Below are 13,578 nucleotides of genomic sequence, written 5' to 3' on the forward strand. Positions count from 1 at the left end.
TTATACGGTTTTATTGCGCTTCATGACCATTGCCACAATAAGGCTGAGTAAGAGTGAGCCAATAATCCATATCAACGCACGGCTACCCTGGGACCACAGACTGTAGATAAAGCCAACGATCACCAACAACATCACCAACGTACCAACGATAAGAATCGGCAACGAGGCGTGAATATCATGACGCAGGCGGATCGCCACCACAAACACCGCCAGGTAGCAAATCAAAAAGGTGGCGCTGGCAACACTGGCGAGTGAGCCTAAATTTAGCGCCGCCGTCATCAGCATAATCAACACCACGACAATGATGTTGCCCCAGGTACTCTGCCGCCACAGGGATTTATTCATTAGCTTCGGCAGTTCGCGTTCGCTGCCCATGTTGTCCATGATGTTAAACACGGCGAACAGGTTCGCGTTAATGGCTGAAGCCGTCGCCAGTAAAGCGCCGATGACGACGATCACATAACCCACATGTCCGAGCAGCGGAGAAGCAGCCTGCGCTACGGCGGTATCGGCATATTTTTCTAACTCTAATGCCGATACATCGCTAAGCAAAACCAGTGCCAGCGAGATATAAAGCAACGTGGTAACGCCAATCGCCACCAGAAACGCCCGCGGCATAATGACCTGCGGATCTTTCACTTTATCCGCCGCGTTCGCCATCATGCCAAAGCCCGCATAGGCAAGGAAGGTTATCCCGATACAGGAGAAGAACGCACCGGAGCTGGGGGGCGCAGAGACGGAAATATGCGCCGGTTGCAGCGACCAGACACCGGCAATAATCAGCAATAACAGGATCATCATTTTAATGCCGACGAGGATCACTTCCAGCCGCCCTACCGCATGGTTGCTTAAGGAGTTGAAAAGCGTCATCACCGCAATGATCCCCAACGCGTAGAGCAAAATAAGGTGCTCCTCCTGGCTGCCTTCATGCAAAAACTGCACGGCATAAGCGCCAAAAGCACGGGCGACCATGGCGATGCTCACCGCCAGCGTCAACAGGTACAGTAACGAGAGCGCCAGCGAAAAGACGCCGTTGCCTAATCCGCGACGAAAGAAGTCGATAATGCCGCCATTGCTGGGATAGCTCGCCCCCAGACGCGCATAGGCATAACCGGAAAACATCGCCACAATACCGCCAAAAGCAAAGGCGACCCAGGTCGAGGCTTCCATTAGCAATGCAGCCTGCCCCAGCAGCGCGAAGATCCCCGCCCCCACCATTGCCCCAATGCCGATGGAAACGACGTTCCATAGACCGAGGGGTTTGTTACCGTTATTACCTTCCGTGTTCATCATGATCAGCCCTTAAACACGTTATAGCCGAGTTGCTTAGCGACCGATGCCACCATTTTTTGACCGCGAACACTGTTGCCTTCTTCGTCCAGCGGTGGTGAGAACGCGGCAATTCCCATCACACCAGGGACGACCGCCAGAATACCGCCACCTACACCGCTTTTGCCCGGTAAACCAACGCGATATGCCCAGTCACCGGAGCGACCATACAGCCCTTCCATCATCATTTCGGCCAGAATGTACGGCACGTTATCGGCCTGAAGAACGCGTTTATGCGTCAGCGGATTCACTCCCCCCGCCGCCAGCGTCGCGCCAAGTGTTGCCAGTTCAACAGTATTGAGGAGCGTGGAGCACTGACGGGTGTACACGTCACAGGCTTCCATTGCATCACAATAGAGATATCCGGCGGAGTACAGCAGCCAGGCAATGGCCCGGTTATGGAAGTTGGTTGTTTGTTCCGACTGGTTGACTTCGTCAGAGAGCGCTACCTGCTCACCAGCCAGTTGCTGTTGGATATGTAAAATTCGCTGCCAGCGTTGTTCAACATTTTCAGCGTTAATCAGGCTGGTGGTGGCAATGGCGCCAGCATTTACCAGTGGCGAAAGCGGTTTGCCGCCATGCAACTCTAAGGCGATAACTGAGTTAAAGGGCAATCCGGTCGGGTCAGCGCCAATTTTGTCCTGTACCGCCTGCGGGCCGACATCCTCTAACGCAAGGGCTAACGTACAGACTTTCGAGATGGATTCCAGCGCAAAGCGGTAATCACTGTCACCCGCACTATAGACCTTGCCATCGCAGGTCACGATAGCCACTGCCGCCAGTTGACCAGGCACATTCGCCAGAAAGGGAATGTAGTCGGCATTTTGACCGCCGTTAAGTGAGTGAAATTGGGTGTAAGCCTGATCCACTGCCTGCTGTAATTTGTTTGCATCTAACATCTTTTGTTAACTCCTTTTTATAGATGCGGGAGGTAATTCCTCACCCCGGTGCCGATTTTGAGGCATCCTGATTTAACTTAGCACCCGCAACTTAACTACAGGAAAACAAAGAGATAAATGTCTAATCCTGATGCAAATTGAGCCAATTTTTTAATCTTTACGGACTTTTACTCGCCTGGTTTATTAATTTCTTGACCTTCCCCTTGCTGGAAGGTTTAACCTTTATCACAGCCAGTCAAAACTGTCTTAAAGGAGTGTTTTATGTCACAAACTATCGACCTGACCCTGGACGGCCTGTCCTGCGGTCACTGCGTTAAACGCGTGAAAGAAAGTCTCGAACAGCGCCCGGATGTGGAACAAGCGGATGTGTCTATCACTGAAGCGCACGTTACCGGGACTGCCAGTGCAGAACAGCTGATCGAAACCATCAAACAAGCGGGTTATGACGCATCTGTAAGCCACCCAAAGGCTAAACCGCTGGCGGAGTCATCAATCCCGTCGGAAGCACTGACAGCGGTTTCTGAGGCGCTTCCGGCAGCGACCGCCGATGACGATGACAGCCAGCAGTTGCTGCTGAGCGGCATGAGCTGCGCCAGCTGTGTCACCCGCGTACAAAATGCGCTGCAAAGCGTACCGGGCGTCACTCAGGCACGGGTAAACCTGGCGGAGCGTACTGCGCTGGTGATGGGCAGTGCCTCCCCACAAGATTTAGTGCAGGCGGTGGAAAAAGCGGGCTACGGTGCGGAAGCGATTGAAGATGACGCTAAACGCCGCGAGCGCCAGCAAGAAACCGCCGTAGCTACGATGAAGCGCTTCCGCTGGCAGGCAATTGTTGCACTGGCTGTGGGTATCCCGGTAATGGTCTGGGGGATGATCGGCGATAACATGATGGTCACCGCTGACAACCGCAGCTTGTGGTTAGTTATCGGCCTGATAACCCTGGCAGTGATGGTTTTCGCCGGCGGCCATTTTTACCGCAGTGCATGGAAAAGCCTGCTGAACGGTGCAGCGACGATGGATACGCTGGTGGCGCTGGGAACGGGTGTGGCGTGGCTCTATTCGATGAGCGTCAACCTGTGGCCGCAGTGGTTCCCGATGGAAGCGCGGCATCTTTACTATGAAGCCAGTGCGATGATTATCGGTCTGATTAATCTCGGCCATATGCTGGAAGCGCGCGCACGTCAGCGTTCTTCTAAGGCGCTGGAGAAATTACTCGATTTAACCCCACCGACGGCGCGCCTGGTTACTGACGAAGGTGAAAAAAGCGTGCCTCTGGCGGAAGTGCAGCCAGGTATGTTGCTGCGCCTGACGACCGGCGATCGCGTGCCGGTAGATGGCGAGATTACCCAGGGCGAAGCATGGCTGGATGAAGCGATGCTGACGGGCGAACCAATCCCGCAGCAAAAAGGCGAAGGCGAAAGCGTCCATGCCGGGACAGTGGTACAGGACGGTAGCGTGCTGTTTCGTGCCAGTGCGGTTGGCAGCCATACCACGCTGTCACGGATCATTCGCATGGTGCGCCAGGCCCAGAGCAGCAAGCCAGAAATCGGTCAGCTGGCGGATAAAATCTCAGCCGTATTTGTACCTGTGGTGGTGGTGATTGCGCTGGTCAGTGCGGCAATCTGGTACTTCTTTGGTCCGGCACCGCAAATTGTTTATACCCTGGTGATTGCCACCACGGTACTGATTATCGCCTGTCCGTGTGCGCTGGGGCTGGCGACGCCGATGTCGATTATTTCCGGCGTCGGGCGGGCGGCTGAGTTTGGCGTGCTGGTGCGGGACGCCGACGCGCTGCAACGCGCCAGTACACTCGATACCGTCGTGTTCGATAAAACCGGGACGCTGACCGAAGGGAAGCCGCAGGTTGTCGCAGTGAAAACGTTTGCTGATGTTGATGAAGCGCAGGCATTGCGTCTGGCGGCGGCACTGGAGCAAGGTTCCAGCCATCCGCTGGCACGGGCGATCCTCGATAAAGCAGGTGATATGCAGCTGCCGCAGGTCAACGGTTTCCGCACATTGCGCGGGCTGGGCGTGAGCGGTGAAGCTGAAGGTCATGCGTTATTGCTGGGCAATCAGGCGCTGTTAAATGACCAGCAAGTCGATACTAAAGCGATTGAAGCCGATATTTCAGCTGAGGCATCGCAAGGAGCAACGCCTGTGCTGCTGGCGATTGACGGGAAAGCAGTAGCCCTGCTGGCTGTACGCGATCCGTTGCGTAGTGATAGCGTGGCGGCGCTGCAACGCCTGCATAAAGCGGGATATCGTCTGGTGATGTTGACCGGGGATAACCCAACCACCGCCAATGCGATCGCCAAAGAAGCAGGGATTGATGAGGTGATCGCCGGAGTGTTGCCGGACGGTAAAGCCGAAGCGATCAAACATCTGCAAAGTGAAGGACGTCAGGTGGCAATGGTGGGCGACGGCATTAACGACGCGCCAGCGCTGGCCCAGGCGGATGTCGGTATTGCGATGGGGGGCGGCAGTGATGTTGCCATTGAAACCGCGGCGATTACCCTGATGCGCCATAGCCTGATGGGCGTTGCGGATGCGCTCGCTATTTCCCGCGCAACGCTGCGCAACATGAAACAGAACCTGCTCGGCGCGTTTATCTACAACAGTATCGGTATTCCGGTCGCCGCCGGTATTTTGTGGCCGTTTACTGGAACACTGCTTAACCCGGTAGTTGCCGGAGCGGCAATGGCGCTCTCGTCGATTACCGTAGTGAGTAACGCCAACCGGTTGCTGCGGTTTAAACCGAAGGAATAAGTACGTCATTGCGGATGCGCTGCTTTAGGGTGGCACATTTGGCATCGACGCATGACTGCCGGATGCGGCGTAAACGCCTTATCCGGCCTACGAGATGAAGCGATGTTTTGGCCTTACGCGACCTTTTTTGCACGCTCTTCACGGCGTGCCAAATATTCAGCCACTGTTTCAATCCGTCCCAATTCTTCCTGGGTGCGCATGTTGTTTTCAACTTCCCAAAGATCAACTGCCGCCTGGAGGTTTAGCCAAAAATCGACTGTGGTATCAAAAACTTTCGCCAGACGGAATGCCATCTCAGTGGTGAGTTTACGATTATTATTGATCAGTGTACTGACGCTATTACGATGAACATGCAGCAACTCTGCTAACTCATTGATTTTCAAATCGAGCGGTTCCAGATATTCATAGAGAAGAATATCTCCGGGTGTCGTCGGTTTTCTTGTTGCCTGTTTCATGGTTTTTAACTGTTGCTTCCCTGTGAATAGCGATGCAAGAACATACTGAATCATACAAACACATTAAACAAGTCCCCAACTCCATTTGCGCCATCCCTCACCGCGCGCTAGCATGATATTTCACAAAGGGAGGTCGTATGGATCTGTTGTACCGGGTAAAAACGCTTTGGGCCGCGCTGCGCGGTAATCATTACACCTGGCCTGCCATCGATATCACCCTTCCCGGCAATCGCCATTTTCATCTGATTGGCAGTATTCATATGGGTAGCCACGATATGGCTCCCCTGCCCACCCGTTTGCTCAAAAAGCTCAAAAACGCCGATGCGCTGATCGTCGAGGCGGATGTTTCCACCAGCGATACGCCTTTTGCTAATGTGCCTACTTGCGAGGCGCTGGAAGAGCGCATTAACGAGGAGCAACTCCAAAATCTGCAGCACATTAGCCAGGAGATGGGCATTTCTCCGTCGCTCTTTTCTACTCAACCGCTGTGGCAAATCGCGATGGTTCTTCAGGCGACGCAGGCACAAAAACTGGGGCTGCGGGCAGAATACGGTATCGATTACCAGTTATTGCAGGCGGCGAAGCAACAACATAAACCCGTGATTGAACTGGAAGGGGCTGAAAACCAGATTACCATGTTGCTCCAGCTCCCTGACAAAGGACTGGCGCTGCTGGACGATACGCTGACCCACTGGCATACCAACGCACGGTTGCTGCAACAAATGATGAGCTGGTGGCTGAATGCACCGCCGCAAAATAATGATATAACGCTGCCCAATACGTTCAGTCAGTCGCTGTACGATGTGCTGATGCATCAGCGAAATCTCGCCTGGCGGGATAAATTACGCGCCATGCCGCCGGGGCGATATGTGGTCGCGGTCGGTGCACTACACCTGTATGGAGAAGGGAATTTGCCGCAAATGTTGCGCTAAAAAAATGGCCAATATCGCTATTGGCCCGTCAAAGAGGAATTTCATTTTTTTATTATTATGCCGTCACTTTAAGCGACGGTGTAACTCGATTGTCGCTCAATCTCACCATCCTGCCAATACTCTTAGGCAAGATGACTCTTTTTTTTGGACCGCCATCAGGCGTATGCTTGCTTCGTTTTTTTGTTTAAGGCAGGAAAATTACCATGACACCCGCAGTTAAATTACTCGAAAAAAACAAGATTTCGTTTCAAATCCATACCTACGAGCACGATCCGGCTGAAACCAATTTTGGCGATGAAGTCGTCAAAAAATTAGGTTTGAATCCGGATCAGGTCTACAAAACGCTGCTGGTGGCAGTGAACGGTGATATGAAACACCTTGCCGTGGCCGTTACGCCGGTCGCAGGTCAACTGGATCTTAAAAAAGTAGCAAAAGCGCTGGGTGCCAAGAAAGTTGAGATGGCCGATCCGATGGTCGCGCAGCGTTCGACGGGATACCTGGTTGGGGGGATTAGCCCACTGGGGCAGAAAAAACGTCTGCCAACGATTATCGACGCCCCCGCACAAGAATTTGCCACTATTTATGTTTCCGGCGGCAAGCGCGGACTGGATATCGAACTGGCGGCAGGCGATCTGGCAAAGATCCTCGATGCCAAATTTGCTGATATCGCCCGCCGCGATTAAGCATTGTGCCGGATGCAAACATCCGGCACTTTCGGATTACTGCCAGCTCACCTCACCTTTCGGTTCATAAACACTCACATCCAGCGGCGAGCTTTTCTGGATATACGCTTTCAGCACTTCGGCATCAATAAAGCCGGTATTCACATAGCCCGGTTTGTTATCAAGGCGCGGATATCCATCACCGCCGGTGGCATTGAAGTTTAATGTCGCCATACGGTAAGTTTTCGCCGGATCGACCGGTTCGCCTTTGATTTTAAGGTCGTTCAGTTTGCCGTCTTTCGCCACAAAGCTAACGTTGGCAAATTGCGGGTAGGCACCTGAATCTGGCTTCATCTGCGCGACGGCGGTCAGGTAATCAATCACCTCTTTACCGGTCATGTCGGCATACACCACCACATTGCCGAATGGCTGCACTTTCAGCACGTTTTTATAGCTGATATCGCCTGCTTCGATAGAATCACGAATTCCGCCTCCGCTCATCACCGCAAAGTCGGCACCAGTGCGATCCATTTGGGCTGCCAGAATCAACCGCCCCATATTGGTCTGTACAAAACGCACTTTGTCACGATCGCCTTCCAGACGACCATTGGTTTCGCCTATTTTCACTTCCAGCTGCGCTTTGCCTTTGTTCTGGAACGGTGATAACAGCGAGATCATTTGCTGGTTTTCAGCGATTTCAGGAGTGTAAAGCACGCGCTCGCTTTTCCCGTCTTCCCAGGTCACTTTCTTCTTCAGGTTCACCGGAATCAGCTGGTAGTTAACCATTTTCATTTCGCCATTACGAAACTCAAAATCAGCCCGTCCCACGTATTTGCCCCACTCATGCGCCTGCACAATCCAGATGCCGTTTTGTTGATCTGGCTTGCATGGCGTACCCGGCACGTAATCGACCTGTTTTTTGTTTTCTGCCGCCATGCAGACCGGATCTTGCGAGTGACCACCGACGATCATCGCCAGCGATCCGGCAGGCAGCGCGCGTGCCATCTCCACATCGCCCGGTGCGTTAGAGCCGTGCTCACCATTATCGTAATGCCCCATATGGGTCGCCGCGATAATAATGTCTGGCTTTTCTGTCTGTTGCAGCTCCTGAATCACCAGCTTCGCTTCATCGGCGGGCTTACGAAATTCGATATCAGTGAAGTATTCCGGGTTACCAATTTTTGCTGTGTCATCGGTTGTCAGCCCAATAACGGCAATTTTCAGATCCTGACGCTTAAACAGCGCCCACGGTTTAAACAGGCGCTCGCCAGTACTTTTCTGGTAGATATTCGCGGAAAGCAACGGGAACTTGGCCCACTTTTCCTGCTGGCGTAATACGGTGAGCGGATTATCAAATTCATGATTACCGATCGCCATCGCGTCATAGCCCACCAGATTCATACCGCGAAAATCAGGTTCGGCATCCTGTAAGTCAGACTCGGGCACGCCAGTGTTAATGTCGCCACCGGAAAGTAGCAGCACGCTACCGCCTTCAGCCGCAACCTCTTTGCGGATACCATCCACCAGCGTTTTTTGCGCCGCCAGACCATATTCGCCATATTCATTGCGCCAAAAATGCCCATGATGATCATTGGTATGCAGAACTGTAATTTTGTAGGTTTTATCCTGCTCATACGCCAGAGCAGTTTCACTCGCCAGTGTAAATGTGGTTAACAGCGCTAACGCCACGCCCCGCTGCAATAATTTCATACTTCTCTCCCTGACCTGATTTCAACGTGTTGAAAAATAGTATGACGCGACATCATAGACAAGTCTGCGTCCGGTGAAGATAAATCTGCATCCAGATTAGAAATTCTGTATTCGGCGTTGAGACTTCCTTCAGACGACGCATACAGGTATGTTAGTCGGGTAATAATCACAAATAAGATCATTCTTTACATCGCAACCCTGAAAAAGTGACTTTCCTATGGCAATGAGTGAACAACCCCAGCCTGTGGCGGGCGCGGCTGCGTCAACGACCAAGGCCCGAACATCGTTTGGTATTTTAGGTGCTATCAGCCTCTCACATCTGCTGAACGACATGATCCAATCGCTGATTCTGGCGATTTATCCGCTGCTTCAGTCAGAATTTTCTCTGACATTTATGCAGATTGGCATGATAACCCTCACCTTCCAGCTCGCCTCTTCGCTACTGCAACCAGTGGTCGGCTACTGGACCGATAAATATCCGATGCCGTGGTCGTTGCCAATTGGCATGTGCTTTACCTTAAGTGGTCTGGTGCTGCTTGCGCTGGCGGGCAGTTTTGGCGCAGTTCTGCTGGCGGCGGCGCTGGTCGGTACCGGTTCATCGGTCTTTCATCCGGAATCTTCTCGCGTAGCCCGTATGGCTTCCGGCGGGCGGCATGGCCTGGCGCAATCTATCTTTCAGGTCGGCGGCAACTTTGGCAGTTCCCTGGGACCCTTGCTGGCGGCGGTGATTATCGCGCCTTATGGCAAAGGCAACGTTGCCTGGTTTGTGCTTGCGGCACTGCTGGCGATCGTGGTGTTGGCGCAAATCAGCCGTTGGTACTCGGCACAGCACCGAATGAATAAAGGAAAACCCAAAGCGACGATTATCAATCCACTGCCGCGCAACAAAGTGGTACTGGCGGTCAGCATTCTGTTAATCCTCATTTTCTCGAAATATTTCTATATGGCGAGCATCAGCAGCTATTACACCTTTTATCTGATGCAAAAATTCGGATTATCTATCCAGAATGCTCAGCTTCATCTGTTTGCCTTCCTGTTTGCCGTTGCGGCAGGTACGGTGATCGGCGGGCCTGTAGGGGATAAAATTGGGCGGAAATATGTGATTTGGGGCTCTATCCTCGGCGTTGCGCCGTTTACGCTGATTTTACCCTACGCCAGCCTGCACTGGACGGGGGTTTTAACGGTGATTATTGGATTTATCCTCGCTTCGGCATTCTCTGCCATTCTGGTTTACGCTCAGGAGCTGCTTCCGGGACGTATCGGTATGGTTTCTGGACTCTTTTTCGGTTTTGCTTTTGGTATGGGAGGTCTGGGAGCGGCAGTTCTGGGGCTTATCGCCGATCACACCAGTATCGAGTTAGTCTATAAAATCTGTGCTTTCCTGCCACTATTGGGGATGTTGACCATATTCCTGCCTGATAACCGGCATAAAGACTGATTTCATTGCAGCCAAAGGCAAACTTTGGCTGCATCGTTTTACAGTCGCCATAAGCCTTTCCTCTGTTAAACCGCCTTCTGTTTTCCGATCCGTGCTTTTTTTGCAGCTAATTCCATTTTTCTGCAAAATTCAATAATTATTCATGAACATCATCAATGAAATTGTCATAAACTATTACCTGTAATTTTGGTTTCCCCGGCCAAAAATGGACAATAACCACCAGGAAAAGGAGACGGAATGCATCACGCCACCCCGCTTATCACCACCATTGTTGGCGGCCTTGTGCTCGCCTTTATCCTCGGCATGCTGGCCAATAAACTACGTATTTCTCCTCTGGTGGGATATCTGTTAGCGGGTGTGCTGGCAGGACCATTCACTCCGGGCTTTGTTGCCGATACCAAGCTTGCGCCGGAACTGGCTGAACTGGGCGTCATTCTGTTGATGTTTGGCGTCGGTTTGCACTTTTCGCTGAAGGATTTGATGGCGGTAAAGGCCATCGCCATTCCCGGTGCAATCGCCCAGATAGCCGTGGCGACGCTGCTGGGTATGGCGCTCTCTGCCGTGCTGGGCTGGTCGTTAATGACCGGTATCGTGTTCGGTTTATGTCTTTCCACCGCCAGTACCGTGGTGTTACTGCGCGCACTTGAAGAACGGCAATTAATTGACAGTCAGCGTGGGCAAATCGCCATCGGTTGGTTGATTGTGGAAGACCTGGTAATGGTTCTGACGCTGGTGTTGCTGCCCGCAGTGGCAGGAATGATGGAACAAGGCGATGTGGGCTTTGCCACTCTTGCAGTCGATATGGGGATCACCATCGGCAAGGTGATCGCATTTATCGCCATTATGATGCTGGTAGGTCGCCGTCTGGTGCCGTGGATTATGGCACGCAGCGCGGCAACCGGTTCTCGCGAGCTGTTTACCCTGTCGGTGCTGGCGCTGGCGTTAGGGATTGCCTTTGGTGCGGTAGAGCTGTTTGATGTCTCCTTTGCACTCGGTGCGTTCTTTGCCGGGATGGTACTGAACGAATCTGAACTGAGTCACCGTGCCGCCCACGATACGCTGCCATTGCGCGACGCGTTTGCGGTGCTGTTTTTTGTCTCCGTCGGGATGTTGTTTGATCCGTTAATTCTGATTCAGCAACCGCTGGCAGTGCTGGCGACGCTGGCGATTATTCTGTTTGGTAAGTCGTTAGCCGCATTTTTCCTGGTGCGACTGTTTGGTCACTCCCAACGTACGGCATTAACCATCGCCGCCAGCCTGGCGCAGATTGGTGAGTTCGCGTTTATCCTGGCGGGACTGGGAATGGCATTGAATTTACTGCCGCAGGCCGGACAAAACCTGGTACTGGCAGGGGCGATCCTGTCGATTATGCTCAACCCGGTACTGTTCGCACTACTGGAGAAATATCTGGCGAAGACCGAAACGCTGGAAGAGCAGACGCTGGAAGAGGCAATCGAAGAAGAGAAACAGATCCCAGTGGATATTTGCAACCATGCGCTATTGGTGGGTTACGGTCGTGTAGGCAGCCTGCTGGGGGAGAAATTGCTCGCCTCTGATATTCCGCTGGTGGTGATTGAGACGTCACGAACCCGTGTTGATGAGCTGCGAGAGCGTGGGGTCCGCGCTGTATTGGGCAATGCAGCGAACGAAGAAATTATGCAACTGGCGCATCTGGAATGTGCAAAATGGCTGATCCTGACGATCCCCAACGGTTATGAAGCGGGTGAGATTGTGGCGTCTGCCCGCGCGAAAAACCCGGATATTGAGATTATCGCCCGCGCCCATTATGACGATGAAGTGACGTATATCACCGAACGTGGCGCGAATCAGGTAGTGATGGGTGAACGTGAAATTGCCCGTACTATGCTGGAATTGCTGGAAACGCCACCGGCAGGTGAGGTGGTGACGGGGTAAAACAAGACGTTATTGCCGGATGCGATGCTAGCGCATCTTATCCGGCCTACGGATGCCATCGTCGTCCGGTCTGGTCGATAACTTAACGATCCCAGTAAGACTCTTCCAGGCTGTCTTCACGCTCCGGCAAGCCGCGCGTTAAACGAGGTGAATGCTGGTTCAGTACCTGATAGCTCACACGGTTAGCATATTTACACACCTGCGCTAACGATGAATAAGTTAACCAGGTGAATTTATGTTTGCTGGAGTTTGGTACGTTGCTACGATGGTAGCTGTTGGCGGTAATGTCATGCAGCAACGCTGCCAATGCGCCATCCCCCGCTCCATTAGTGTTCATGATTTTTTCCGGCCCGCCCATGTACGGCGCAATGTGCGAATATACACGCAGCGGATTCTGGCAATCCTTGTGGCGCATGGCGCGGCTAAACTCATACTGGTTGAATTCCGCTATAGCGCCCGGCAGCAGCGGATGCTGGGTTTTACGTTTCGCTTCGTCTTCGGTAAAGCCCGCCATATACAAGCCGATTGGCCCGGCGGTGCACAGCACCAGATCTACCCAGTCCAGCGCCTTGTCAGATGCCAACAACGGATCGCTTTCTCCGGTCAACGCTTCGGCTTCATCTTCGTTCATCGCAAGGATAGAGACGTGGTCTTTGAGGAATTGCTGCCACCACTGCGGATTCTCGGCAATGACAAACTTAGTTCCCAGCGTCAGCACCACCGGTACGTTATATTTCTTCGCGTACTCAATGGCTTTCATGGTTGCTTCCGGCATGGGTTCACCCGGCTTGCAACGCACCAGATAAGAGGTGAGAACCAGAGCCGAGGCTCCGGCAATCACATCTTCCGGAATACTTTCAGCCCGCAGCTGGTTCATGTGGCCAGGGCTGATAGCAAAGGTACGTTCCCCGGACTCGCCAATCAGCGTAAAGCAACGACCAATCGGGCCATCCACGCCTTGTAGATAGTTAAGATCGGTACGGCTGGAGGTGTTACACAGGTAACGATAGGCATAGCTGCCAATTTCAATATTGCTGCACATGACGCCCAGCAGCACCGAACGGTCGTCCGCGAGCACCGAGTAGTTATGCATGGTGTTACCAATGGTGCCACCCGCAAACTGATGGGTAATCAGGTTTTTCTGTTTTAGTTCCTGATAAAGCGCTTCGGCTACATCATCCTCAATCACCAGTGAATGCCCGGCGCTTAATCCATAACGCTCAATGAATTCATCATCCACTTTCGCTTCAATATCGACCAGCGTCTGGTCAATACCTACGACCCAGGCGGCGCTGGTTTCGTTTTCTGGCTGGAATTGCTGAAGCAGCGGATCGCGTGCATTTACAGGGAAGTAATGTTTGGATTTACGTTTACCGGGAAATTTCATGGTTGTTTTTACGGGTGGTTAACTGAGCGGCGAATGTTAACACAATCTGACGGGAGCGCGCGAGACGCAGCCAGTTTCAATATCAG

10 protein-coding genes are annotated in these 13,578 nt (G+C 52.7%); 5 read left to right on the top strand and 5 right to left on the bottom strand.

The genetic code is table 11. From position 1 onward, the window contains the following. Positions 1-1,293 (bottom strand): APC family permease, encoded by a 1,293-nt coding sequence (locus HGD79_RS09440; protein WP_000982172.1) that lies wholly within the window; start codon positions 1,291-1,293, stop codon positions 1-3. A gap of 2 nt (positions 1,294-1,295) precedes the next feature. After that, a complete protein-coding gene (gene glsA, locus HGD79_RS09445) occupies positions 1,296-2,228 on the bottom strand; it encodes a glutaminase A (RefSeq protein WP_000883016.1) in 933 nt (310 codons plus the stop codon). A gap of 261 nt (positions 2,229-2,489) precedes the next feature. Between glsA and copA the strand changes: the two genes are divergently transcribed. Further along, positions 2,490-4,994: a copper-exporting P-type ATPase CopA gene (gene copA / locus HGD79_RS09450; protein ID WP_033557197.1), complete on the top strand. Its 2,505-nt coding sequence runs from the start codon at positions 2,490-2,492 to the stop codon at positions 4,992-4,994. Between the two features lie 113 nt (positions 4,995-5,107). On the opposite strand, the gene HGD79_RS09455 is transcribed toward copA, so the two are convergent. Further along, positions 5,108-5,449, bottom strand: a complete 342-nt coding sequence (locus tag HGD79_RS09455; protein WP_001370330.1) for a HigA family addiction module antitoxin — start codon at positions 5,447-5,449, stop codon at positions 5,108-5,110. Positions 5,450-5,586: 137 nt separating this feature from the next. Between HGD79_RS09455 and HGD79_RS09460 the strand changes: the two genes are divergently transcribed. Both HGD79_RS09460 and ybaK read left to right on the top strand, forming a co-directional pair. Then, positions 5,587-6,381, top strand: a complete 795-nt coding sequence (locus HGD79_RS09460) for a TraB/GumN family protein (RefSeq protein ID WP_000365185.1) — start codon at positions 5,587-5,589, stop codon at positions 6,379-6,381. Positions 6,382-6,584: 203 nt separating this feature from the next. Then, positions 6,585-7,064, top strand: a complete 480-nt coding sequence (gene ybaK / locus HGD79_RS09465; RefSeq protein ID WP_000186631.1) for a Cys-tRNA(Pro)/Cys-tRNA(Cys) deacylase YbaK — start codon at positions 6,585-6,587, stop codon at positions 7,062-7,064. A 36-nt stretch (positions 7,065-7,100) separates the two neighbouring features. Here the strand turns inward: ybaK and ushA are convergent, their stop codons facing one another. Beyond that, positions 7,101-8,753, bottom strand: a complete 1,653-nt coding sequence (gene ushA, locus HGD79_RS09470; RefSeq protein WP_000771748.1) for a bifunctional UDP-sugar hydrolase/5'-nucleotidase — start codon at positions 8,751-8,753, stop codon at positions 7,101-7,103. A 217-nt stretch (positions 8,754-8,970) separates the two neighbouring features. On the opposite strand from ushA, the gene fsr reads away from it, so the two are divergent. Together fsr and ybaL are read left to right on the top strand one after the other, a co-directional pair. Further along, positions 8,971-10,191: a fosmidomycin MFS transporter gene (fsr, locus tag HGD79_RS09475; protein WP_001251608.1), complete on the top strand. Its 1,221-nt coding sequence runs from the start codon at positions 8,971-8,973 to the stop codon at positions 10,189-10,191. Between the two features lie 237 nt (positions 10,192-10,428). Next, positions 10,429-12,105, top strand: a complete 1,677-nt coding sequence (ybaL, locus tag HGD79_RS09480) for a YbaL family putative K(+) efflux transporter (protein WP_000546229.1) — start codon at positions 10,429-10,431, stop codon at positions 12,103-12,105. A gap of 82 nt (positions 12,106-12,187) precedes the next feature. Here ybaL and gsk read toward each other — a convergent pair whose 3' ends face one another. After that, positions 12,188-13,492 (bottom strand): inosine/guanosine kinase, encoded by a 1,305-nt coding sequence (gene gsk / locus HGD79_RS09485; protein WP_000671574.1) that lies wholly within the window; start codon positions 13,490-13,492, stop codon positions 12,188-12,190. Positions 13,493-13,578: the final 86 nt, after the last annotated feature.

It is taken from the genome of Escherichia sp. SCLE84 (assembly GCF_012584495.1).
Taxonomy (GTDB): domain Bacteria; phylum Pseudomonadota; class Gammaproteobacteria; order Enterobacterales; family Enterobacteriaceae; genus ECMA0423.